The following is a 25,085-nucleotide window of genomic DNA, read 5'->3' as shown; positions in this document are numbered from 1 at the left end:
TCGCGGCGATGCGCGCCGGCCTTGGATCGCCGCCTTGGATGAAAGCACATGGGACTGCGTGACGATATACAGGGCTTGTGGCGGCAGGGCGGCATGCTCTACCGGTTGATCCTGGTGAACACCGGCGTATTCCTGCTGCTGCGCCTGGTGGACCTCATCTTCTTCCTCTTCGGCAGCGATGGGCCCGATCTGGTGGGCCTGCTGATGAGCACCAGCTCGCCCGCGGGGCTGTTGCGCACACCCTGGACCGTGGTCACCTACATGTTCACGCACTGGGGGCTGTGGCACCTGTTCTTCAACATGCTGATCCTGTTCTACATCGGCAGGATCTTCGAGGACCTCCTCGGCGGGAAACGGCTTCTGGGCAACTACCTGCTCGGCGGCTTCGCGGGGCTGGCCCTGTACTTCCTGGGCTACAACCTGCTGCCCGCCTTCGAGCGATACGCGCAGGCGAGCACCATCCTGGGCGCCTCCGCCGCCGTGATGGGCGTTTTCATCGGCATCGCCACCTACCGGCCCGACCTGGAGATCCGCCTGCTGATCCTGGGCACGATCAAACTGAAATGGCTGGCGCTGATCTATGTGTTCATCGATCTGGTGAGCATCCGCGAGGGCGGCAACAGCGGCGGACATCTGGCGCATCTCGGCGGGGCCATCTACGGCTACCTGGCGGCGCGCCAGTTGATGAAAGGCCGTGACCCCTCGCTGAGGCTTGTGCAGGCCCTGGAGGCCATCGGCCGGGCTTTCACCCCGCGCAAAGGGCCGCGCATGAAGGTGGCCAAGAAGCCCGTGCGCAATGTGATGGACCGCGATGCGGGCTTCAACGCCGCCAAGCGCGACAAGCAGGCGCGCGTGGACGCCATCCTGGACAAGATCGGCCGCAGCGGCTACGACAGCCTCACCAAGGAAGAGAAGGACTTCCTCTTCAAGGCCAGCCAGTGAGCGGCCATCCACCGCCATGGCCGAAGCCAACGAAGAAGCCCCCCGGAAACGGCGCCCCTCCTTCTGGCTGCGTCCGCTGTGGTGGCTCAACGGTCTGTCCGCGCTGGTGCTGCTGATCACCTATCCAGCGCCACACATCAGCCCCGACCACTTCTGGCCCCTGGCCTTGCTGGCCATGGCCTACCCCTTCCAAGTGCTCGTCCAGGCGGGCTTCATCGTGCTGTGGCTGCTCTTCCGCCGCAAGCGCATGCTACTCCCCATCACGGTGCTCCTGCTGGGATACGGCCACATCGCCGACCATTTCAAGCTCTTCGGCAGGCAGGGTGCGCCGCAGGGGATCGAAGTGCCGGGCGTGAAGCTGATGTCGTGGAACGTGCGCCTCTTCGACCTCTACAATTGGAGTGGCAACCGCGTGACGCGCGACGCCATCTTCGACGTGCTGCTGCGGGAGGACGCGGACATCCTGTGCCTGCAGGAGTTCTTCCACAGCGATGACGAGCGCTTCTTCCGCACCCGCGAGCCGCTGCTGAAGGATCTCCGGTACCGGCACCTGCATGAGCACTATGGTCATGAGGCGCGCTTCGGCCAGCGCTTCGGCATCGCCACCTTCAGCGCATGGCCCGTGGTGGACCGGGGCACGATCACCTTCGAGGCCAACCCGAACAACCTCTGCATCTGGAGCGACATCGCCCTGCCGGGGGACACCATACGCGTGTACAACGCGCACCTGGGTTCCTACCATTTCGGTGACGACGACTACAAGTTCATCGGCGAACTGGACACGGACACCAAGGGCGAGGAATTGCGGCGTGGCGGGCTGCGCATCCTGCGGCTGCTGCGAAGAGGGCTGCGGCAGCGCGCGGCCGAGGTGGAACGCATCGCGGCGCACATGGCGGGCAGCCCGCACCCGGTGGTCTTCTGCGGGGACATCAACGATGTGCCCATGAGCTACGGCTACCATATGCTGCGAAAGGACCGGTGTGACGCCTTCCGGGAAAGTGGCCGTGGGCGTGGCGGCACCTATGTGGGCGCTTTGCCCAGCCTGCGGATCGACCACATCCTGCACGATGACGCGATCGCCAGTTGGGGCTTCGTCACACACCCCGAGGAACTCAGCGACCACCGGGCCATCTCGTGCATGATCGCCCCGCGCCCGTGATCGCGCAGCGCAGGAACCCGCATCTTTGGGCGCCTGTGCCAGCGGCGGCGCCATGCTCTTCAACTCGATCGACTTCCTCGTCTTTCTGCCGCTCGTCTTCCTGCTGTACTGGGCCGTGGGCGCCCACACCACCCGCCGCAATGCCGTGGTGCTGGCGGCCAGCTACGTGTTCTATGGCTGGTGGGACTGGCGTTTCCTGGGGCTGATAGCGCTGAGCACCGCGGTGGACTACGCCGTGGGGCGTGGGCTCGCCACCGAAGAGGATCCGCGGAGGCGAAAGCTGCTGTTGTGGACCAGCCTCGCGGTGAACCTGGGCCTGCTGGGTTTCTTCAAGTACGCCAACTTCTTCATCGAGAGCTTCACGGACGCCTTCACCTTCATGGGCACGCCCATCGCGGCGGACCGACTGGACATCGTGCTGCCCGTGGGCATCAGCTTCTACACCTTCCAAACGCTGAGCTACACGCTGGACGTGTACCACCGCCGCCTGGCGCCGTCGCGCGATGCGCTGGCCTTCTCGGCCTACGTGGCCTTCTTCCCGCAACTCGTGGCCGGCCCCATCGAACGCGCCACCAGCCTGCTGCCCCAGTTCGCCGCGCCCCGCGTCTTCGATCGCTCCAGCGCGGTGGACGGCCTGCGGCAGATCCTATGGGGCTTCTTCAAGAAGGTGGTGATCGCCGACAACTGCGCACTGCTGGTGGACGGTGTGTTCGGTGCGCACGTGCAAATGGCCGGCAGCACCTTGCTGCTGGCATCGGTGCTCTTCGCCTTCCAGATCTACGGCGACTTCAGCGGCTACAGCGACATCGCCATCGGCACGGCGCGCCTGTTCGGTTTCGGCCTCATGCGCAACTTCGCCTTCCCCTATTTCTCGCGCGACATCGCCGAGTTCTGGCGCCGCTGGCACATCTCGCTCAGCACCTGGTTCCGCGACTATCTCTATGTGCCCCTGGGCGGCAGCCGCGGAGGCACGGCGATGCGGGTGCGCAACACCTTCATCATCTTCCTGGTGAGTGGTTTCTGGCATGGCGCCAACTGGACCTTCGTGGTGTGGGGTGCGCTCAACGCCCTGTATTTCCTGCCCTTGCTGCTCGCCGGCCGCAACCGCACGCACCTGGGTACCGTGGCCGAAGGCCGCCTGCTGCCCACCCTGGCCGATGCGTTACGCATGCTGCTCACCTTCCTGCTCACCTGCCTGGCCTGGGTGTTCTTCCGCGCCGAGGATCTGACGCAGGCGTGGGAGATCCTGGCGCGCATCGGATCGCCCACCTTGTTCGCTACGCCCAAGCTGGCGGCGCGGACGCTGGTGGTGCCCATGGTCTTCTTCCTGCTGATGGAATGGCTGGGGCGTTCGGACCAACATGTTCTGGAACGCATCGGACTTCGGTGGCCCACGATCCTGCGCTGGGGGATGTACGCGATGGTGCTGACCCTGATCGGACTGTACATGAGCACCGAGGAGACACCCTTCATCTACTTCCAGTTCTGAGCCATGGCACAGCTTCGCCTCCTCCTTCGCGTGCTGGGCTTCGGCGTCTTCGCGAGCGTCTTCTACACGGTGTTGCTGACCAGCCTGCCCAGGCCCCTGCCCACCGCCGTGGTGCGCGACCTGAACGTGCCGCGCGGTGGCTACGGACACAACCTCACGCGCATGGCCGAGGCGCGCACCTGGGGCCAGGTGGACATCCTGTTCCTTGGTTCATCGCACGCCTACCGCGGGTTCGACACGCGGATCTTCGCACAAGCCGGCGCCAGGAGCTTCAACCTGGGCAGCAGCCGGCAGACGCCCCTGCAATACGAGGTGCTGCTGAAGCGGCATCTGTCGGACCTCTCGCCTCGCGTGGTCATCATCGAAGTGGAGCCGCATGTGTTCATGAGCGACGGTGTGGAGGGGGCGCTGGACCTGATGGCCAATGGCCCCATCGATCGGGATGTGCTGCGGCTGGCGTGGCGGATCGGGCACCTGCGCACCTGGAACGCCCTGCTGCACAATGGCGGCAAACAAGTGCTCGGCCTCGGTGCGGCGGATGTGGAGGAGCGGCGCAAGGGGCCGGACACCTACATCCCCGGTGGCTTCGTGGAGCAGGACATGGCCTACAACACGCGCGTCCCCGGCGCTGGCAGGGCGGATCTGACACCGCGTGCCATGCAACTCGCCGCGTTGGACCGCGCCCTGGCCATGCTTCAAGCGCAGGGCATCGAAGTCTTGCTCGTGGAGGCGCCGGTGACCAGCGCACGCTACGCTTCCTACAGCGACCACGCCCGCTTCGCCGATCGGATGCGCGAACGTGCCACCTACATCGACATGAATGGCGCGGCGGAGCTCGACGACCGCCTCCACTTCTACGACAACCACCACCTCAACCAGCGTGGTGTGGAACTGTTCAATGCGGCCTTGATCGACACGCTGCGCGTACGCGGCTACCTGCCCGCCCCTTGAGCAACGGGCTCCTTCCGCACACGGCACAGGTCCAACCGGCTCATGGGATGGGCCTCCAGACCACGCACTTCATGGCGAACGAACAGCGCCACTTCATTGTGCGTGAGGAAGATCGCCGGTGCTTCGGCCACGACCAGGCTGTCCATGCGTTCATACAGCGCGATGCGCATGTTGTCGTCCACCACGCTCAGCGCTTCCGCATAGAGCCGGTCCATGGTGCTGTTCCGCAGGCAGGTGTAGTTGGGACCGGCCGGGGTGCTGTTGGCCCCGACGAAAAGCATCAGGAAGTTCTCGGCATCCGGGTAATCCGCCGACCAGTTCTTGCGGAAGAAGGGGTGCTCCCGGTTGGCCACACCGGAGATGTGGGTGCTGAGGGGCAGCACATCCACCGCCAGCCGGATGCCGAATGCCGCCAGATCGTGCTGGATGAATTCGCACAGCTCCAAGCCGGTGGACGTTGTGGCCACGGTCAGCACAGGCAGGCCCTGGCCATCGGGAAATCCCGCTTCGGCCAGCAGGCGGCGCGCTTCCGTGGCATCGTAGCCACGCCCCCGCCCTGATGCGCCGGGCAAGGCGGGCGGAATGATGCTGTGCGCCGGTACACCGATACCGTGCTGGATGTGTGAAATGATGCGCTGACGGTCGATGGCCATGTTCACCGCGCGCCGCAAGCGCACATCGCGCCAGGGGCTGTTGCGCATTGCCACGCTGTCCATCAAGAAGCCGAGGTAGCTCGTTTCCAGGGAGGGGGTACGGATCAGCCGGATACGATCGGCGTATTTCGGGCGGATGCGGCCCAGGGGGTCCAGCATCTCGTTCAAAGCGCTGCCCTCCACGCCGCTCATCATGTCGAACTCGCCCTTCACCAGCCCGAGGAACTCGGCATTGCGGTCCTTGACGAAGGAGATGGCGATGGCATCCAGATAGGGCAAGGCCTCGCCCGCCTCGTCACGCTGGTAGTAGCGCTCGTTCCGCCGCATGGCCAGCTTCACCCCTTCCTCCCAGTGGAAGAAGCGGAAGGGTCCCGCGCCCACGGGTCGGCTGCGCCACTCGGTGCCGAAGTGCTCCACGGCTTCGCGCGGCACCACGCTGGTGTACACCATGCAGAGGATGCCGATAAAGGGCGCGAACGGTCGTACCAGCCGCACTGCGAAGGTGCTGTCATCGATCACCTGGAATCCTTCCGGGCCGGGGACCACATGCTCGAACACCCAGCGTCCTGGTGAGGCCACACGCGGATCACGGATCCGCTCGAAACTGTAACGGAAGTCCTGCGCGGTGACCAGACGACCCCGGCCGTCCGGGAATGCTTCCGAATCATGGAACCACACATCCTGGCGCAGGTGGAAGGTGTAGAGGCGGCCGCTGTCCGCGATGGTCCAACGCGCCGCAATGGCGGGCCGCACGCGCAGGTCGGCCCCCATCTCCACCAGGCCGTCGAAGAACTGGTCGCACACCTTCTCGTTCTGCATGTGGCTGGAGAAGGCCGGATCCAGGTTGGTGAGCGCCGCGTACTGGTTGAAGCGGAACACCGTGCGCCCATCGTCCGCGCCGGGGCGGCCACAGGCGGCAAGCAACAGGAGCATGGGCCAGGACCGGCCGAGGACGGCGCACATGGCCGCAAAGGAAGCGACGGAACGCGCAAGGCGGCTCGCCATCGGCGATGCCAGGCTGGCCCGGGCTACCAGAGCGAATGCGCGAGGGCGAAGGAGATCACCGCGAGCAGGGCGAAGATGACGGCGCTGATCCGGATGAGGGGTCCGCGGTGGGCGGTTCGGGAGCGGTCCATGGAGCAGTGGTTGAGGTCGGTCCGTTGAGTGTCATAATGACGCGGGTATCGCCAAGGGTTGCCCGATGGGTTCTTTGATCGATCCGAGCTGCTCGCCTCACACCATGGTCGGCCCGCATTCCACTGCGCTGGACAAGGTCATCGGAACATCAAGGCCGGCTTGAGCGGATGAACCGGTGTATCGACCGTCCATTCGCGGAATCCAACAACAGCATGTATGTGCCCGCTGCCAGATCGCCCAAAGGGATGGTGTTCTCACCGCTGCCCAGCCGGCCTTCACGCACCCCTCGGCCATCGGGCGCCTGGATGCGCCAGTGCATTCGGCCGGGCTGATCCTCGGGCCACTGGATGAAGAGTTGGTCGATCGCCGGATTCGGATAGATCTTGGGCTCTTGCGATACGGTCGTGACGATGCCCGTATTGATCGTCGCCACCAGCACGCTCGGCTCGGTGATCACCGGCGGGTTGAAGTCGAAGTAGATGTTGGCGATGTTGGTGATCTCATCCCCGGGCAATAGCGGCAGGCGCGGGCGGATGCGGAAGCATACGAAGCCATGGCTCAACGGCTCGTTGAAGTTGCTATCCGGCAGCAGTATATTCTGGAAGTAGAACTTCAGGGTGCCCTGATCCCGCAATTCCCAGGTGAAGGCATGCGATCCCGCACCCATCTGGATCGTTGCTGGATCCAGGTTGGCCGGCAACGTGTCGGTGATCAGGATGTTGAAGGCGGTATCGGTGCCGGTATTCTGGAAGCGGATGGTGTAGTCGATCCACCCATCTTCATCAATGATCCAAGCGCTCGAGCTTCCCAACGATGTCTGCGCGAGCTTGTCGTTGGGGTCGTAGCTGCCGGTGATGGTCCGTGTGTTCGTGGCCGTATTGTTGGCCAGGTTACCATCCAGTGCCACGCTGGTGACCGCTGCCGTGGTGATCAGGTCCGTACCGAGGAGCAGCGGATCGGGCGGCACCGTGAAGGTGATGGTGTACGAACGCTGCTGCCAGGCGGTGAGCTGGGCCTGGTTCCACGTGATCGTGTTCCCCGCCACATTGCTTGGAGCGGGTGTTGCGTTCACATAGCTCAGCAAGGGATCGAAGGTGAGCGTGAGCGTGGTGTTCCCGCTGGCCGTGGGGGTCAGGTTGCGCACCGTGACGCCGCACTGGAACTGGAACCCCGGTCGCGCGGGACCACTGCCGATCACCGTCTCCAGGTCAAGGGCCACGATGGATGTATCCGGCAGCAGCCGGTTCGTACCCTGACCTGTGGTGATATCGAACGCAATGGGTCCGCCTGCGCAATGCTCCACGACCGAGGCGCTCTGCTGCGTCAGGGTGTAATTGCCTGCGGGCAGGCTGATCGCGTAGCTGCCGTTCGCGCCCAAGTTGGCGTAGTACGGTCCCGGTTCCACCACCACGATGCCTTGGGGCACCGGAGCCTCGCCCACGTTGGAAAGGCAGTTGGTGTTGTCGTCGATGAAGGCCGTGCCGGTGACCACGCCGCAGTCAGGCCCCAGGTCCAGGATGGTGAAGGGCAGCAGGTCCACACAGTCGCCTTGAACATGCTGGAATAGGCGCTCCACGTAGTAGTCGCCCGCGGCCAGGTTGGTCTTGGTAACGATGTTGTTGCCGATCATCGGATAACCGGACAAGTTGCCACCTGCTATGGGCTGCATGGCGCTGTCCAGGATGCGCGATTGCCACATGGGTGTGAATGGCCCGATGAGCTCCACCCCCAAGTTGACGGTGAGGCTTCCCGAGTTCATGCCCGAGCAGGAGCCATTAACGGACACAATGGACATGGGAGAGGGGTCCGATGAGGTCAATGCCGGAGGCCAGGCCGTGTATTGAAAACTGCAGCCTGTCGCGTCCGTCATGGTGAACGTGATCGGCTGTCCCGGGCAGTAGCCCGTGTAAGCGCCCAAGCCGGACCCTTGACCGACCAGTTCCAGGGGCGGCGAGAAGCTCACCGGCGCCTGAATGCCGGGCGTTATGATCTCCTGGCCGATCCAGATGCCCTGGTTGCACTCCCCGTGGCAACTGTTCAGGCCCAGGGTGGTACCCGAATAATCCAGCATGGGGTTCTGGATATTGAGCACCGTGAACTGTCCGGTGGCCTGGTCGCTGTTGGCGTCGGTGACGGTCACCGAGTAGGTCCCGGGCGCCAGTCCCGTGATGGTGTCGGTGGTGGCGCCAGTGCTCCATTCATACGTGTAAGGTGCCACCCCGCCGCCCACCTGCGCGAAGGCATAGCCGGTGTTGTTTCCGCAGTTGGCGTGACCGCCATACACCCACACCTCAATGGCCATTCCGGCCAATGCGACCAGCAGGACGACCGTTGTGCAGAAAGCTCGGTGTGCGAGCTTGTTCATGGGTTCGTGTTCAGAGTTTGATGAACCGGAGTTGCACGGGTCTGGCCTGATCGACGAGGATGCATTCCACCATGTACGCACCAGCCGTGAGGCCCGCGATGTCGAGTTCGGTCGTTGAGGTCACCACGCTGCCTTCCATGATGACCCTGCCATCCATCGCGCGGAGGCGGATCGTACGGATCTGCCCACCCTCGCTGATGACACGCACCTTGTCCGATGCCGGATTCGGCACCAAGCGCACATCTGCTGGGCCTTGCTCCTCCTCCACCCCCGTCCCCGTGGTCGCCACCAGGATGCTCGGCTCGGTGATCACCGGCGAGTTGTAGTCGAAGTAGATGTTGGCGATGTTCTCGATCTCATCGCCGGGCAGCAGCGGCAGGTGTGGGCGGATGCGGAAGCATACGAAGCCGTGGCTGAGCGGCTCGTTCACGTTGCTGTCTGGCAACATGATATTGGGGAAGATGAACCGGAGGATGCCCTGGCCCACCACTTCCCGGTTGTGGGCATGTGAGGCCGCGCCCCAGGTGATGCTCGCCACATCAAGGTTCGCCGGAAGCGTGTCCGTGATCACCACGTTGAAGGCCGTGTCCGTGCCCGTGTTCTGGAAGCGGATGGTGTAATCGACCCACTCGTCCAACCCGATGTGCCAGAAAGCGGTGTTCCCGTCGCTGGTCGTCGCCAGCTTGTCGTTGGGGTCGTAGCTGCCGGTGACCAGCTGCGCGAATTCCACGCTGTTGTTGGTGAGGTCCACATCGGTGTTCTGGGTCGTCAATCCGGCGTTGAACTGCAGTTCGGTTCCCAGGAGTCCCACATCGGGTGGCACCTGCAGTCGCACGTTCACATCACGGTGCTGGAAGGCACTGGTCATGGTGAGCTGTGGTGCCGTCCAGGTGATGGTATTGCCCACGATGCTGGAAGGAAGCGGTGTGGACGTGACGAAGCCCATAACGGGGTCGTGGGTGAAGGTGAGCACCACCGTGCCGGTGGGATCCGGCGTAAGGTTATCGATGTCCATGGCCACCAGCACCTCGAATCCCGGCCTGGCCGGCCCACTGCCCATGGTCAACTGCACATCGAGCGGCGCCCCTGGCGCACAGGCCACATTCATGTTGTTGAGGCTGGCACCGGTGAGCACGGCCGTGACCGGGCAACTCTGCTCCAGCACGGGATGCAGTTCCTCGATGTCGTACGTGCCCAGGGGCACCTGCGCGCTGTAGAAGCCCAGATCGTTGGTGGTGGCGTAGTAGGGCCCGGGCGTGAGCTGCACCACCGTGGTGGGCACCAGGTTCTCGCCACTGTTGAGGGCGCAGTTCGAGTTGTTGTCCACGAAGACCCGGCCATTGATCAGTCCGCAGGTGCTGCCCAGGTCGGGTATCACCACCTCCACCGAATCGCGGCAGATCAGATCGTAGTAGTTCGGATACGTGTACTGGTCGAACGTATCGTGGTCCACCAGTACCCAGTAACTGCCCGGTGCCAGGCCCGTGAACTGCACCGTGCCATTGGGCAGGAGTTGATGGTAAGCGCAGTAACCGCCGAAGCCCAGGTATTGTCCGGCGCTGTTCTTCAGCCGCACCTCCAGGTACCCGCTACCCACCGATACCAACGCGCTGCCGATATTGCCGTTCGTGCAGGAGCCGGTCACACTGAGCGGCTGCGGGGTGGGCAAAGGGACGGGCGCAGGCACCGTGAAGTCGAAGCTGCCCGGGCATCCTGAGCCATCGGTGTAGTTGATCGTCACGCCTGCGCCGGGCTGGGCACCGATCACCCTGATGTTGTAATAGGCATAGATGCCACAGGCTTCCTGCATCTCAAGCCATTCCAGCGAATAGCCCGGGGCGTTGAACCCATAGGGGCCCGGGCCATGCTGCGTACCGGTGGAGAAGTCGGGAGGCATCCCGTTCTCCGTACCACCCCAGAAGGAGACCATCGGAACTTCGCCGGGACAAACCTGAAGCGCTGAGAACGTGCTGAAGGGATAGCTCGGCAGGTCGGTGATCGTTCCTTCCGCGGTGGCTTCCTCCATGGTGGCGTCGGTCACCGTCACCGTGTAGGTCCCGGCAGGCAGTGCTGTGATCGTTTCCGTGGTGGCGCCGTTGCTCCACTGGATGTTGTAGGGCGGCACACCGGACGAGATCCCCACCCAAAGGCTTCCCATGGGCTGACCACATATGGAATAGCCCTGCACGGAGACGAATATCTCAAGGGCATGGGCGGACAGCAGATGGAAGCATGCCATCGCCGTGAGCAGCGACCTGAGCGTGTATGATCGCATGGGTTCCTATCTTCTGGGTTCAAGGCACCTGTTCCACTTTCACCGTTGTGGGCACCACCCCTCCTATCGTCTGCAGGACGATGTCCCGGTCGTTGCTCTCACCCACATACTTGAAGTCGCCGTCCAGGTTGATGTCCGCTCCGCCGTAGCCGGGCACCACGTTGCTGGGCACGTTGCCGCCCACCTCCACCAATACGCGGTCGCGGTCGTTCGCGGCGCCGGTGTACTTCACTTCACCGTTGAAGTTGGCATCACCGGGCCAGAGCACCAGGGTACCATCCACCTGCTTGCGTGCTTCTGTTCCCCAGGTGGCGGTGGAGGGGCTGGTGAAGTCCACCGTGGCGATGGTCTGCGAAAGCGCGACAGGCGCGACCGTCATGCAACCCAGGTGGTTGCGGTGGCGGATGGCGGCGTGGTACGGCCCTTCCTCCACATGGAACTGCACGCCGATCGAGCCGTCCACCTCCACCACCCGGCCGTCCCGGCAGATCAGCGCACTGCGTGAAGCCAGCACCACCGCGGGATCGTCCGCATCGCGCAATTCGAGGAGTACCCAATCCACGATCGCTTCCGCACCGCCTTGAGCCAGCAGCGCACTCGCGGTGCTTTCGTCGCCGCCCAAACCCGTGTGCGGGTAACCAAGCGCGGTATAAGGCTCTTGCAGGGGCAGCAAGCCGGCCGTTCGCAGCGCATCGGTCATGCTCATGCTGCCCGCGTCGTAGGGCCCACCCAGGAAAGCATGCACGTCCACCAGCAGCGGTGGCACCACCACCGTGAGCACGCTCGGCTCGGTGATAACCGGCGGGTTGAAGTCGAAGTAGATGTTGGCGATGTTCTCGATCTCATCGCCGGGCAACAGCGGCAGGCGCGGTCGGATGCGGAAGCCCACGAAGCCGTGGCTGCGCGGTTCGTTGATGTTGCTGTCCGGCAGCAGGATGTTCGGGAAGTAGAACTTGAGCGTACCCGCATCACGCAGCTCCCAGGTGAAGTTGTGCGAAGCCGCACCCACGATGATGGTGCCCGGATCCAGGTTCGGCGGCAGCGTGTCGGTGATGACCACGTTGAAGGCCGTGTCCGTGCCCGTGTTCTGGAAGCGGATCGTGTAGTCGATCCATTCGTCTTGTTCCAGCACCCAGTATGCGGTGCCACCGGAGTTGGTCCTGGCCAGTTTGTCATTGGGGTCGTAGGCTCCGGTGATCGTGCGGTAGTTGGTCGCCGTGTCGTTCTCCGGGATCCCGTCGGTATTCGCTGAGGAAACGTTGGCTGTAGCCACCAATTCGTAGCCCAACAGGCCCACATCGGGTGGTACCTGAAAGCGGACCGTGATCCCACGCCCCTGCCAGGCTGTGAGCTGCGTCTGGTTCCAGGTGATGATGTTACCGACCACGTTGCTCGGGTTCGGCGTGGCCGAGAGGAAGGTGATGGTGGGATCGGATTCCAGCGTGACCGTGATGGCGCCGCTGGCCGCCGGGGTGTTGTTCTTCACGCCAATGGCATAAGTGAACTCGAAGCCCGGCCGAGCCAGTCCGCTGTTGAGCATGATGCCCACGTCCAGCGGTACCATGGAGGTATCCGGGAAATTCAAGGTGCTGGTCCCACCTGGGGAGATGATGAATGGGATCGGGCCGCCGGTGCAATGCTCCCCGAGCAGTTCGCTATGCTGCTCGGCCGTGTAGGAGCCCGAAGGCAGCGCCACGGAGTATTGGCCCTGCGAGCTGGTGGTGGCGTAATACGGGCCTGGCTGCACTTCAATGATGCCACCGGGCACATACGGCTCATTCGTTTGCCGCGTGCAATTCAGGTTGTAGTCCATAAAGGCACGTCCGGTCACGAGGCCACAATCCACGCCGAGGTCGGGAACCGTGAAGGGGACGAACTGGCAGGAGGAGAATTCCGGCTGTGCCTGCATCGTGTTGTCCGACGGCCGGATCACCACTTCATAGTCCCCTGGAGGCAGACCAGTGAAGGTGCGCACGCTGCCATTCATGGGAGCACTCTGCACCCCGTCCAAGCTGCATTCCGACTGGAGGAAGGATCCACCAGCATGGCGGATGGCGACACCCAGGTAATAAGCCCCTGGGAACGGTGGCTCCACCCAAGGCCCGGTGGCCACCACCACGCTGCCCAGCGCCAGGCCAGAGCAACTGCCACTCACGCTCATCACTTGAAGCGGGACCTCCGGGATCGGTGGCTTGATGGTGATCGTGGCTTCGCCTGGGCAACCATTCGCATCCGAGTAGGAGACCGTGACGGTCTCGCCCACCGTATGATCGAGCGGCAGGTAGCGTTCGGGATCGAGCCAACTGTTGTAGCAGGGATTCGGCACCGTGGGCGTGAATTCACCATTCACGAAGAAGGTCCATGGGCCTGGCCCCACCCAATAGTTGCCCTGCTCGTCCGTGAACGATGAATAGGGATAGGCGTAGGGCGTTCCTTCAGCACACCAGCCCTGCACCTGCGGCGGGCCGATGGTGTTGGAGTACCATTCCGAGTAGGTCCGGCTTTCCACTTCGCCTTCCACGGTGATCTCCGTGAGCGTGGCATCGGTCACCGTGACCGAATACCACCCGGCCCACAGACCGGATATCATGAAGCCGGTGCCACCCGTGCTCCATTGGTAGGTGTACGGCTCCACCCCTCCGAAGACCATCACCGACAACCGGCCTGTCGGTGCGTCACAGAAGGAAGGACTCTCCATTTGAATGCTGGCATCCATGCCGCGACTCTCCGAGATGGGCGACAGCAAGGGCAGCAGGAGCAGAAAGCGGATGGATCTGAAGTACTGACGACCAGTGGAACGGACGTGCACGACAAGCGGCCGGATGAAAAGCGGAATGGCTTGTGGGCGCGGATCGTGGGTCGGGATCATGCCATGCGGGATTGTCGATGACCGGCGGCGCGGTCTTTCGTATGCTGGGTCAAGTTCGTGTAGAGGCAGGAACGGATAACACGAGTTAGACGCGCTCCAAGCGGCATGGATGCCCCCCGGGCCCATGCAACCATCCGTTCACACACATCGGGATACCTTTGCCGCCGCTTGCGCCGTGGCCACATGCCCGCATGAGCAAATGGCACATGAGTTCCCCCCGCACCGTCGCCTTCCACACCCTGGGCTGCAAGCTCAACTTCAGCGAGACCAGCACCCTGGCCCGTTCGCTGGAGGAGGCCGGCTATGCTCGGGTGAAGGTGGAGGAGCGGCCCGATGTCTTCGTGCTCAACACGTGCAGCGTCACGGAGAACGCCGACAAGGAATGCCGGCAATGGGTGCGCCGATTCCAACGCATCGCCCCGGAGGCCTTCATCGCCGTGGTGGGCTGCTACGCCCAACTGAAGCCCGAGGAGATCGCAGCGATCCCCGGCGTGGACCTGGTGCTGGGTGCGAACGAAAAGTTCGACCTGGCCGCACATCTTGAAAAGCTTGAAGGCAAGCAGGAACAGGGCCTGGCAGTGTACGGGGCGATCAAGGACGTCCGCGCCTTCATCCCCTCCTACAACGCCAACGACAGGACCAGGACCTTCCTGAAGGTGCAGGATGGCTGCGACTACTTCTGTTCCTTCTGCACCATACCGCTGGCCCGTGGCCGCAGCCGCAGCGGCACCATCGCGGAAACGGTGGCCATCGCGCAGCGCATCGCCGCCACCGGAGTGCGGGAGATCGTGCTTACCGGCGTGAATACAGGCGATTTCGGACGCGGCCACGGCGAGAGCTTCCTGGAACTCATCGAATCGCTGGACGGTGTGGAGGGGATCGAGCGGTTCCGCATCAGCAGCATCGAACCCAACCTGTGCTCGAACGCGATCATCGATTTCGTGGCCGAGAGCCGGCGTTTCGCCCCGCACTTCCACATGCCCCTGCAAAGCGGCAGCGATCCGATCCTGGAGCGCATGCGTCGCCGCTACGACACGCTCCTCTATGCCGGACGCGTGCAGCGCATCAAGGAGCGCATGCCCCACGCCTGCATCGGTGCGGATGTGATCACCGGCACACCGGGCGAGACGGAGGAGGAGTTCATCAAAACCCATGCGTTCCTGCGTTCGATCCCGGTCGACTACCTCCACGTGTTCACCTACAGCGAGCGCGCCAATACCACCGCCGTTCGCATGGAGGACAGCGTGCCCATGGAAGTGCGCCGTGAACGTACCCGGCAGCTGCGCATCCTGGGAGGCAAACTCCAACGCGCACACTGCGAGCGGCACCTGGGCACCACACGCCGCGTGCTGTTCGAGCACGGCGATGAGGCGGCCGCTGGAATGATCGAGGGCTACACGGACAACTATATCCGCGTCGCCCTCCCCTACGATCCTGCCCTGGCCGACCGGATCACACCGGTGGAATTGCATCGCATCAACGGCGATGGGCACGTGACCGGCGAGCCGGCGCCATGGGAGGCGCTGGTGCCCGCCAACCAGCCAACCGCCAACTTGCAACTGGTCAACTGACCCCCATGTACCCCACCATCTACCATGCGCTGCTGGACCTCACGGGACTGGACCTCCCCTTCCTGAAGTTCCTCAACAGCTTCGGCTTCTTCGTGGCGGCGGCCTTCATCTTCGCCAGTTGGACCCTCGGCCTGGAGTTGAAGCGCATGGGCGGTGCGGGTGTAATTGGCTCCACCACACGTGCGGTCACCGTAGGCAAGCCCGCCACGGTCGGCGAACTGATCACCAGTGGCATCCTCGGCTTCCTGCTCGGCTGGAAAGGCCTCTATCTGTTGCTGCATTTCAGTGAGGCCACCGCCGACCCACAGGCCTTTCTGTTGAGCGGGCGTGGCGTGTTCATCGGTGGCGTGCTCCTCGCGGGCCTGCTGGCCTGGTTGAAATGGCGGGAAAAGGACAAGGCCAGACTGGACAAGCCCCGCACGGAGCAGGTCGTTGTTCAACCCCAAGAACATGCCGGCAACATCACCCTTACCGCCGCGCTTTGGGGATTGATCGGCGCCAAGCTCTTCCATTGGCTGGAGAATCCACGTGAGTTCATCGCCTTCATCACCGACCCCAGCGGCGATGCCATCCTCAGCGGACTCACCATGTACGGCGGGCTCATCGTGGCGGGCGCCATGGTCATCCGCTACTTCACCAAGCATGGTATACCGGCCTGGCGTGGCGCCGACGCGGCGGCGCCCGGTGTGATGCTCGCTTACGGCATCGGCCGCATCGGCTGCCAGGTGAGCGGCGACGGCGACTGGGGCATCGTGAACAAGACCATGCTCGGTCCCGGCCCGAAATGGCTGTGGCAGTACGACTACCCCAACAACGTGAACGGCGTGGGCATACCACTCACCGACGGCCGCCCCTGCTTCGACGGGTATTGCACCGTGCTTCCGGACATGGTCTTTCCCACCCCGTTCTATGAGACCATTGTCTGCGTGGGCTTCTTCTTCCTGCTTTGGGCCCTGCGGAAACGTCTGACACCGCCGGGCATGATCTTCTTCCTCTTTCTTTTTCTCAACGGACTGGAGCGTTTCTTCATCGAGAAGATCCGCGTGAATGTGCAAGTGCTGGGCAGCATCACCCAGGCGGAGATCATCTCTTCGATCCTGATGATCGCCGGTGTGGCCGGAATGGTGTGGCTGAGGAGGCGGAAGAGGAACGAAGTTGTCAGACCATAGTTGTCAGTTGCCGGTCGCTCAGCTGCACCCAACGCTCATCTCCCCGGCCACCCCACGGACAACTGACAACAGGCAACGGACGATCGACCACGGAAACGACATGGATCTCCAACAACTCACCTCCCAGGTCAGCGCCATCGCCGCTGATGTGGCCGCCTTCATCCGTGCCGAAGCCCCCAAGCTCACCGAAGCGGGCGTTTCTTCCAAAAGCGCCAACAACCTGGTGACCGACGTGGACCACACGGCCGAGGACCGCATCGTGGAAGCCTTGGAGAAGCTTCTCCCGGGCGCTGGCTTCATCGCCGAGGAAGGCAGTGGCGAGCAGGGCACCGGCCTCAATTGGGTGATCGATCCGCTGGACGGCACCACCAACTTCGTGCACGGCGTGCCCTGTTATTGCATCAGCATCGCGCTGGTGGATGGAACCGAACCCATCCTCGGTGTGGTGCATGAGGTGACGCGCGATGAGCGATTCACCGCCTGGAAGGGCGGCGGCGCCTTCCTCAATGGTGCACCCATCCGCGTTTCCTTGCGGAAGGAGTTGCAGGACAGCCTGCTCGCCACGGGCTTCCCCTACGACGACTTCGGCCACGAGGCGGAGTACATGGAACTGCTGCGCGAACTGATGCACCGCACCCGCGGTATCCGGCGCCTGGGCAGCGCCGCGGCCGATCTGGCCTATGTGGCTTGCGGGCGCTTCGAGGCCTTCTACGAGTACGGCCTCAACAGTTGGGATGTGGCGGCGGGCGTGCTGCTGGTGCGCGAGGCCGGCGGGCGCGTCAGTGGTTTCCGCCCCAGCACCGACCCCGTTTTCGACGAGGAGATCGTGGCCAGCAACAGCGCCATCCACAATGAATTGCTGGAGGCCATAGAGCGCTACTGGCGCCGCCAGGACTGACCGCGCGGACGACCAGGCCCGGGGATACCCGCCATCCTTCTATATTGCCGGGGCCGATCCCCGGAGGATCGCCGTACCCGAATGTCACGTTGGCGCATCTCCGCGGTCTTTGGCCTTCCGCTCCTGCTCGGTGTGGGGCTCGGCGTGCTGCTTTGGGAACACCTGAAGCTTCCCTACAGCAACCCCTTGGGGATCCCCAGCCAGGTAAGCCTGCTGGAATACAGCCCCGCGAACAACTCCCTTCGCTTTGGCGTGCTGGTGCTGCTGCCCGCCTTGTTGCTCCTATCGGCCTGGCGGTTCCTGCCCCTGGCACGCCAAACCATGGCGGATGCCGGCCAGGCACCATCCCTGCCGCTCGGCGACATGCCGGAACATGGCGGCGCAGGACGCTGGCTGGTGTTGACGGCCATGGTGTTGTCCCTCCTTTCGCCCACCTCCTTCGCCAGCGGCCCCTTCGACAGCTTCCATGAGGGCGAGAGCCTTGGACCGGCCGTGGGCTATGCGCGCGGCGAGGTCCCCTACCGCGACCACCTCTTCATTCACGGCACCTGGCAGGATCCCTTGCGCAGCGTGGTGGCCTTCAAACTTTTCGGCCGTTCCATCGGCGCGGTGCGCGCGCTGGAATCCTTCACCAAGGTGGCCATCCATGCCCTGCTCGCGTTGCTGCTGCTGCGCCTCTTCCCGCGGAACACGCTGCACGCGGCGGTGGTACTTCTGGCGATCCAGGCGTTGGCGATCGCGGACCAACTGGACATCATGACGCGCGACCTGCCCACGTTGCTGGCCTTGCTCGCGTTGGCACGGATCGCCTTGGAGGTGCGGGACCATGACCTGCCCGCCGTGCGGCCACCACGCATAGCCATGTTCATGCTGGGCCTGTTGCCCGGCCTGGCCTTGGGCGTTTCCGTGGATCGTGGCCTCTACCTCACACTGTTCCTCCTGGTCATCGCACCGATCACCCTCTGGCTCCTGCCAAAGCGATCCAGGCGCGCCACGGCGATGTTCCTGCTCGCCGGGCTGATCACCGGGACCCTGCTGCTGGGCCTGATGATCCGCTGGAACTACACTGGGATGTTCCAGTTCTGCTTCGGCGAAATGCCGCTGTACAAGGAACTGATGGACAGCTATCCGTACAGCATCCTGTCGCCACGCTATCTGGCCTGCGCCCTGCTCGCGGCCTTGCTCCCGCTCGCGCTGCTCTGGGTCTTTCTCGCCACCTGGCGGGAGCGCCCATGGCCCAAGGCGGTGGAACGCTTCCTCCGCGATCACCTCTTCACGTTGGGCCTGGTGATGCTGGCGCTGCTGCTCTTCCGCAACGCCCTGGGCCGCGCCGATGCACTGCACTTGAAATACAGCTGGTGGGGCTTGTTCCTGGCCGCCCTGGTCTTCTTCCGGGCGGGCATTCCGCTGCCCTTCACGGCCACGGCATGGCCTGCGCCGACGAAGCGCCTGCCAGCGCTCCTCGCGCCCGCGCTCATCGTGCTGTCCTTGGTGACGGTCACCGTGACGGGTCAATGGCGCGAGAACTTTCCATGGTGCGTCGCGGACGAGGCCTTCATCCCGGCGGAGGACCGCGAGGCGGTGGCCTGGCTGCGCGAGAACCTGGGCCAGGACGAGGGCTTCATCACCCTCACAGGAGAGGCCGCCTGGTACTACTACCTGGACCGCCCCTGCCCCACGCGCTTCAACGTGATCCAGTTCGCGCAGCTCCCACACTACCAGGATGAGGTGATCGCCCTGCTCGAAAGCGGCGATATCCAATGGCTTCTCTATACCAATGGGCACTGGTACAACACGCTGGACCACCACGACAACGACGCGCGCATCCCGCGCATCATGGCGCACATTCGCCAGCACTACAAGCCACACGTCTCCCTGGGGCACAACGAGATCTGGGCACTGGCGCGCTGATCAGGCCCGGACCGGCTTGCGCGCGAGGAGCAACAAGCCGATCACCGTGATGGTGCCGTTCACCAGCAACAGCTCGAAGCCGAAGCGATAACCACCGAAGAGCGCCTCGCTGTTCCGGTCCAGCAGGAAAGTGATCACGGGCGAGAGCACGGCGACGAGCGGCACCCAGCGGTCGCGCACGGCCAGCCGCGTGGCCATGCCGAAGGCGAAGAGCCCGAGCAATGGACCGTAGGTGTAGCCCGCCACGCGGAACACGGTCTTGATCACGCTGTCATCGTTCAGCGCCTTGAAGAGCAGGATCAGCAGCACCATGGCGATGCTCACCATGATGTGGACGCGCTTGCGGAGCGATTCACGCTTGTCCTCCGGCCGGCGGTCGATCTCCAGCACATCCACACACACGCTGGTGGTGAGGGCCGTGAGGGCGCTGTCTGCACTTGAATAGGCGGCCGCGATGAGCCCCAGCAGAAAGAGCAGGCCCACCACCATGGGCAGCCCGCCGTCGGTGGCGAGCATGGGGTACAATTGATCGGCACGCTCCGGCGGGGTGATGCCGAAGCGATCCACGTACATGTACAGCAACGCACCCAGCGTGAGGAAGACCAGATTCACCAGCACCAGCACCAGGCTGAAGGAGACCATGTTCTTCTGCGCCTCGCCAATGCTGCGGCAGCTGAGGTTCTTCTGCATCATGTCCTGGTCCAGGCCGGTCATGGCGATGGCGATGAACATGCCTCCGAGGAATTGTTTCCAGAAGAAGGTGCCGGGCCTGGGGTCGTCGAAGAAGAACACCCGGGCCAGTTCGCTGGCGCGCACCTCGGCGATCGCTTCACCCAGCGACAAGCCCATCTTCTGCCCTACCAGCACGACGGTGACGCCGACCGCCAACAACATGAAGGCGGTCTGCAGGGTATCCGTCCAGATGATGGTGCGGATGCCGCCCCGGTGGGTGTAGAGCCAGATGAGCGCGATGGTGATGGCCACGGTGGCGGCGAAAGGCAGGCCCCAGGCATCGAAGAGCAGGAACTGCAGCACCAGCGCCACCAGGTAGAGCCGCGCGGCGGAACCCAGGCCGCGGCTGAGCAGGAAGAACCAGGCCCCGGTGAGGTAGCTGGCACGGCCGAAGCGCTGGCCGAGGTAGCCGTAGATGCTGGTGAGGCGCAGGCGGTAGTAGAGTGGCATCAGCACGAAGGCGATGACCGCGTAGCCCGGCAGATAGCCCAGCACCATCTGCAGGTAGCTGAACTGGTCGCCGCCGACCATGCCCGGCACACTGATGAAGGTGACACCACTGAGCGAGGCGCCGATCATGCCGAAGGCCACCACGTACCAGGGCGACTTCCGCTCGCCGAGGAAGAACGCGCTGTTGCCCGCGCCGCGCCCAGTGAAGCGCGCGATGAGAAATAGCAGCCCGAAGTAGGCGGCGATGACGGCGAGGACGAGGGCCGGTGGCATGTGCGACGCAAGTTGCGCCAGCAGGCGCATCCGTGTCCGCGATACGGCGCTGGAGTTCTCCACCATGCCGCGGGGATCGCTGCCAGGGAGGCCAGCGTATCGGCACGGTACACCTGCCTATTTTGGCGCCCCCATGATCACCCGCACCTGGCTGCACCCGGTCCAAGCCGTCCGCTATTCCTGGAAGAACATCCTGTTCAGCCTGGTCTGCGCCGGGGCGGCCTACGCCATGTACACCCTGCCGGCCATCCCGCGTGTGGAAATGCCCGTGGCGGTGATCACCGTGCTGGGCACCGCACTGGCCATCATCCTCGGCTTCCGCAACGCCAGTGCTTACGACCGCTGGTGGGAGGCGCGCAAGATCTGGGGCGGCGTGGTGAATGAGAGCCGCACCTTCACCCGCATGGCCCTGACGCTGGCCGATCCGCGGCATACGCACCCCAAGCGCCGGGCGGAGATGGAACGTCTGGTGCGCAACCACCTCGCCTGGGTGAACGCCCTGCGCTTGCAACTGCGAAGCATCAGGGACGAGGCCGTATGGCGTGAGCGTGTGGGTGTGCACTTGGAGCCCGAGACCTACGACCTGATCATGTCGCGGACCAACCGGGTGACGCAACTGGGCATCCTTCAGGGCAGGCTCATCAAACTGATGAACATGGAGCACGTGATGGATGATTTCAGCTACGTGCAGATCGACGACACCATGACACGCCTCACCGATCTGCAAGGCATGGCCGAGCGGATCAAGAACACGCCCCTGCCACGGCCCTACGACTACTACACCATGGCCTTCCTCAGCCTCTTCCTGGTCTTCTTCCCCTTCTCCGTGGCGGACCACTTCGCGGACATGGGCCGAACCTGGATCGTATTCCCGCTCACCGTGGTGGTGGGTTGGATCTTCTACCAGATCTATGTGTTCGGCAAGGTGATGTCCAACCCCTTCGAGAATTGGAGCACCGACATCCCGATGGACGCGATCACCACCACGATCATGATCGACCTGAAGGAGACGCTCGGCGACAAGGACGTGCCCGCACCGCTGACACCAGCGGGAGGCCGGTTGATGTAGCGGCCTTCAACCGAGGAATTCCTCCACGGCGCGCTGGATCCTCGCGCCGATGTCCTCCGTGGGCGCCGGGCGGAAGGTCTCACCGGTCACTCGTTCGTACAGTTCCACGTAGCGGTCGGTGACGCTGCGCACGAAGTCATCGTCCATCTCCGGCACCTGCTGGCCCTCCCGGCCCATGAAGCCGCCGGCGATGAGCCATTCGCGCACGAACTCCTTGCTCAGCTGCTTCTGCCTTTCGCCGCGCGCCTGGCGTCCGGCATAGCCCTCCGCATGGAAGTAGCGCGAACTGTCCGGCGTGTGGACCTCGTCGATGAGCAGCAATTCCCCGGAGGGTGTGCGGCCGAACTCATACTTGGTGTCCACCAGCAGCAGGCCGCGCTCCGCGGCGATGCGTGATCCTTCGGCGAAGAGGCCGAGGGCGTATCGGCGCATGGTTTCCCATTCCGCTTCGGTGCACAGCCCACGCGCCACGATCTCATCCGGGGTGATGTCCTCATCATGGCCCGCATCGGCCTTGGTGCTCGGGGTCACCAGCGGTTCGGGGAATCGGTCGCTTTCGCGCAGGCCATCGGGCATCAGCGCGCCACAGAGCATGCGCTGGCCGCTGTTGTAGGTGCGCCAGGCATGGCCCGCCAGGTAGCCGCGCACCACCATCTCCACCTTCACCGTTTCGCAGGCCACGCCCACCACCACGTTGGGGTCGGGCTGCGCCTGGGCCCAGTTGGGTGCCACGTGGGCCGTGGCCCGCAACATGTACCAGCTGAGCTGGCTCAGGACCTGCCCCTTGTGCGGTATGCCGCGCGGCAACACCACGTCGAAAGCGCTGATGCGGTCGCTCGCCACGAGCATGATACGGCCATCGTCCAGGGTGTACACATCGCGCACCTTGCCGCGGTATACCCCGGTGATGCGCGGGTGGCGTATCTCGGATCGCATCAACGTGCCGGGCAGCGTGGTGGTCATGCGGGTCTCCCTTTGTTGTCCTCCAATTCCTTGAAGGCCTTGAGCACGCGCGTGACGAGCTCGTGGCGGATGATGTCGCGTTCGTCCAGTTCCACCACGGTGATGCCCTCCACGCCGCGCAGCATGTCCACGGCCGGCAGCAGGCCGCTGGGCTGTCGTTCCGGCAGGTCCACCTGGGTCATGTCCCCGGTGATGACGAATTTGGCGTTGCGCCCCATGCGCGTGAGGAACATCTTCAACTGGGGCAGCGTGGCGTTCTGGGCCTCGTCCAATATCACGAAGGCATGGTCCAATGTGCGGCCGCGCATGAAGGCCAGCGGTGCGATCTGGATGACACCCTCCTCCAGATGGGTGGCCAGGCGCGAGGCGGGGATCATGTCCTTGAGCGCGTCGTAGAGCGGCTGCAGGTAGGGGTCGAGTTTTTCGCGCAGGTCGCCGGGCAGGAAGCCCAGGTTCTCCCCCGCCTCCACAGCGGGCCGGGTGAGGATGATGCGCCGCACCTTGCGCTCCTTCAAGGCCTGCACGGCCAATGCCACGGCGGTGTAGGTCTTGCCCGTCCCGGCCGGCCCCACGGCGAAGACCATGTCCGCCTGGCGCACGGCCTCCACCAAGCGCTGTTGGTTGGGCGTGCGCGCCTTGATCCGCAAGCCGGAATTGCCGTAGACCAGCACCTGTTCGTCATCGGCACCATCGCCGCGTTCGCCCGTGCCCATGATGTCGTCCAGCACCTTGCGCGGCAGCTCGTTGTACCTGGCCACATGCTCCACCAATTGGGCGAAACGCTCCTCGAACAGGGCGATGTCATCGGCGGCACCGGTCACCTTCAGGGTGTCTCCCCGGGCCACGATGTTGAGCTTGGGAAAGATGCCGCGGATGATACGCAGATTGGCGTCGTTGGCGCCAAGCACCTCCACGGGATCGGTGCCTTCGATGGTGATGAGTTTCTCGCTCAAGCGGTGGATAACTCGCCGGGGTTCGACTTCGGGCGGCCTTGGGCGGCCCCGGAATTTTGGTGGCCGAAGGTAATCCGCCGGAAGGGCTCCGTATCGCCATCGCCATGGCCATCATCACATTCACCACCGACATGGGCCACAAGGACCACTATGTGGCCGTGGTGAAGGCCGCACTCTACCGCGAGCTGCCCGAGGCCCGCATGGTGGACATCAGCCACGGCATCACGCCTTTCAACAACGCCGAGGCCGCCTTCGTGCTGCGCAGCGCCTGGCCGGCCTTCCCGGAGGGCAGCATCCACATCATCGGGGTGGATCCCGAAAGTGGGCCCCATGAGCCCCATGTGGTGGTGCGCCACCAGGGCCACTACTTCGTGGGCACCGACAATGGCATCTTCTCGCTCCTCTTCGAAGGACAGCCCCAGGCGGCATGGGAACTGACCATGAAGCTGGATGACGACCATGCGACCTTCCCGGTGCGAAGCGTTTTCGTGAAGGTGGCCGCACATCTGGCGCGCGGCGGCAAGCCCGAGGTCATCGGCCGGCAGATGGCCGGGGTGCGCGAGCAGATCGGCTTCCAGCCCGCCACCGACGCCAACAGCATCCGCGGCAAGGTGGTCCATATCGACCACTACGGGAACGTGATCACCAACATCCGCCGCAGGCTCTTCGATGACATCGGTGGTGGAAGGAATTTCCGGATCGGCTTCGGCCGGCCGGGCGATGCCATCACGCGCCTGGACAAACGCTATGGCGATGTGCCATCCGGTGAGAAGCTGGCCTTCTTCGGCGAGAACGGCCTGCTGGAGATCGCCGTGAACAAGGGCGCGCCCGGTGTGGGTGGCGGTTTCTCCCAGCTTTTCGGCGTGCAGGTGGAGGATCCCGTCAGGGTGGATTTTCGATGACCAGGCCGTTGGAGGCCGGTGGAACAGCGGACAAGACGACGCAGGACATGGTGGTACGCGTGGTGAAAATGACCTTTCAGGCCGGCCAGGAGGACCGCTTTCTGGAGCTGTTCGCCGGTTGGAAGCCGCGTATCCGGTCCTTTCCGGGTTGCCGCCACCTGGAATTGCTGCGCGATGTGGACGACCCGCGGATATTCTTCACCTACAGCCATTGGGATGGTCCGGCCGACCTGGAAGCCTACCGCGTCTCGGAGGTCTTCGCTTCGGTATGGCCCGTGGTAAAGCGCCTCTTCGCCGCACCGGCCGAAGCCTGGACCCTGGACCGGCTGGAGCACCTGCCCTGACATCCGCGCC

At 64.0% G+C, this 25,085-nt stretch carries 18 protein-coding genes; 11 read left to right on the top strand and 7 right to left on the bottom strand.

What is annotated here, in order from left to right; genetic code table 11:
• The first annotated feature begins 48 nt into the window (after positions 1–48).
• Genes KIT10_02050 through KIT10_02035 form a run of 4 tightly spaced genes read left to right on the top strand, consistent with a single transcriptional unit; the run spans position 49 to position 4,541 of the window.
• Positions 49–942, top strand: coding sequence for a rhomboid family intramembrane serine protease (locus tag KIT10_02050; GenBank protein ID MCW5898024.1), 894 nt, complete (start codon positions 49–51; stop codon positions 940–942).
• Positions 943–958: 16 nt separating this feature from the next.
• Entirely contained in the window at positions 959–2,101 is a 1,143-nt protein-coding gene (locus KIT10_02045; GenBank protein MCW5898023.1) for an endonuclease/exonuclease/phosphatase family protein, read from the top strand.
• A 52-nt stretch (positions 2,102–2,153) separates the two neighbouring features.
• The gene (locus KIT10_02040; protein MCW5898022.1) at positions 2,154–3,590 is read left to right on the top strand and encodes an MBOAT family protein; all 1,437 of its coding nucleotides are present in this window, start codon (positions 2,154–2,156) and stop codon (positions 3,588–3,590) included.
• Between the two features lie 3 nt (positions 3,591–3,593).
• Positions 3,594–4,541 carry a hypothetical protein gene (locus KIT10_02035; GenBank protein ID MCW5898021.1) on the top strand — a complete coding sequence of 316 codons (948 nt, stop codon included), beginning with the start codon at positions 3,594–3,596 and terminating at the stop codon, positions 4,539–4,541.
• Here KIT10_02035 and KIT10_02030 read toward each other — a convergent pair.
• The 4 genes from KIT10_02030 to KIT10_02015 all read right to left on the bottom strand — a co-directional run bounded on the left by KIT10_02030 (position 4,523) and on the right by KIT10_02015 (position 13,840).
• A complete protein-coding gene (locus KIT10_02030) occupies positions 4,523–6,157 on the bottom strand; it encodes an ABC transporter substrate-binding protein (protein MCW5898020.1) in 1,635 nt (544 codons plus the stop codon). The genes KIT10_02035 and KIT10_02030 overlap by 19 nt on opposite strands.
• A 322-nt stretch (positions 6,158–6,479) precedes the next feature.
• The gene (locus KIT10_02025; GenBank protein ID MCW5898019.1) at positions 6,480–8,696 is read right to left on the bottom strand and encodes a hypothetical protein; all 2,217 of its coding nucleotides are present in this window, start codon (positions 8,694–8,696) and stop codon (positions 6,480–6,482) included.
• A 10-nt stretch (positions 8,697–8,706) separates the two neighbouring features.
• Positions 8,707–10,854, bottom strand: coding sequence for a DUF11 domain-containing protein (locus KIT10_02020; GenBank protein ID MCW5898018.1), 2,148 nt, complete (start codon positions 10,852–10,854; stop codon positions 8,707–8,709).
• Between the two features lie 136 nt (positions 10,855–10,990).
• Complete coding sequence (locus tag KIT10_02015) at positions 10,991–13,840, bottom strand: DUF11 domain-containing protein (protein MCW5898017.1); 2,850 nt, start codon at positions 13,838–13,840, stop codon at positions 10,991–10,993.
• Positions 13,841–14,046: 206 nt separating this feature from the next.
• Here KIT10_02015 and mtaB point away from each other — a divergent pair, with 206 nt between their 5' ends.
• From mtaB to KIT10_01995, 4 genes are all read left to right on the top strand, one after another.
• The gene (mtaB, locus tag KIT10_02010; protein ID MCW5898016.1) at positions 14,047–15,411 is read left to right on the top strand and encodes a tRNA (N(6)-L-threonylcarbamoyladenosine(37)-C(2))-methylthiotransferase MtaB; all 1,365 of its coding nucleotides are present in this window, start codon (positions 14,047–14,049) and stop codon (positions 15,409–15,411) included.
• A gap of 5 nt (positions 15,412–15,416) precedes the next feature.
• Positions 15,417–16,580, top strand: a complete 1,164-nt coding sequence (locus KIT10_02005) for a prolipoprotein diacylglyceryl transferase (GenBank protein MCW5898015.1) — start codon at positions 15,417–15,419, stop codon at positions 16,578–16,580.
• Positions 16,581–16,680: 100 nt separating this feature from the next.
• A complete protein-coding gene (locus KIT10_02000) occupies positions 16,681–17,478 on the top strand; it encodes an inositol monophosphatase (protein MCW5898014.1) in 798 nt (265 codons plus the stop codon).
• Between the two features lie 81 nt (positions 17,479–17,559).
• The gene (locus KIT10_01995) at positions 17,560–19,389 is read left to right on the top strand and encodes a hypothetical protein (protein MCW5898013.1); all 1,830 of its coding nucleotides are present in this window, start codon (positions 17,560–17,562) and stop codon (positions 19,387–19,389) included.
• Here the strand turns inward: KIT10_01995 and KIT10_01990 are convergent, their stop codons facing one another.
• On the bottom strand, positions 19,390–20,844 hold the full coding sequence (locus KIT10_01990) for a sodium:solute symporter (protein ID MCW5898012.1): 1,455 nt from the start codon (positions 20,842–20,844) through the stop codon (positions 19,390–19,392).
• A 133-nt stretch (positions 20,845–20,977) separates the two neighbouring features.
• Here KIT10_01990 and KIT10_01985 point away from each other — a divergent pair, with 133 nt between their 5' ends.
• Positions 20,978–21,913, top strand: coding sequence for a hypothetical protein (locus tag KIT10_01985; GenBank protein ID MCW5898011.1), 936 nt, complete (start codon positions 20,978–20,980; stop codon positions 21,911–21,913).
• 6 nt (positions 21,914–21,919) lie between these two features.
• Here KIT10_01985 and KIT10_01980 read toward each other — a convergent pair whose 3' ends face one another.
• Together KIT10_01980 and KIT10_01975 are read right to left on the bottom strand one after the other, a co-directional pair.
• The gene (locus KIT10_01980) at positions 21,920–22,849 is read right to left on the bottom strand and encodes a phosphoribosylaminoimidazolesuccinocarboxamide synthase (GenBank protein ID MCW5898010.1); all 930 of its coding nucleotides are present in this window, start codon (positions 22,847–22,849) and stop codon (positions 21,920–21,922) included.
• 23 nt (positions 22,850–22,872) lie between these two features.
• Positions 22,873–23,829 (bottom strand): PhoH family protein, encoded by a 957-nt coding sequence (locus tag KIT10_01975; GenBank protein ID MCW5898009.1) that lies wholly within the window; start codon positions 23,827–23,829, stop codon positions 22,873–22,875.
• 104 nt (positions 23,830–23,933) lie between these two features.
• Here KIT10_01975 and KIT10_01970 point away from each other — a divergent pair, with 104 nt between their 5' ends.
• Entirely contained in the window at positions 23,934–24,731 is a 798-nt protein-coding gene (locus tag KIT10_01970) for an SAM-dependent chlorinase/fluorinase (protein MCW5898008.1), read from the top strand.
• Positions 24,732–24,778: 47 nt separating this feature from the next.
• On the top strand, positions 24,779–25,075 hold the full coding sequence (locus tag KIT10_01965; protein ID MCW5898007.1) for an antibiotic biosynthesis monooxygenase: 297 nt from the start codon (positions 24,779–24,781) through the stop codon (positions 25,073–25,075).
• The last annotated feature ends 10 nt before the right edge of the window (positions 25,076–25,085 follow it).

Source organism: Flavobacteriales bacterium, from assembly GCA_026129465.1.
In the GTDB taxonomy this organism is placed as follows: domain Bacteria; phylum Bacteroidota; class Bacteroidia; order Flavobacteriales_F; family PHOS-HE28; genus PHOS-HE28.
Note: the sequence above shows the minus strand (reverse complement) of the source record. Positions and strands in the feature narration are given on the sequence as shown.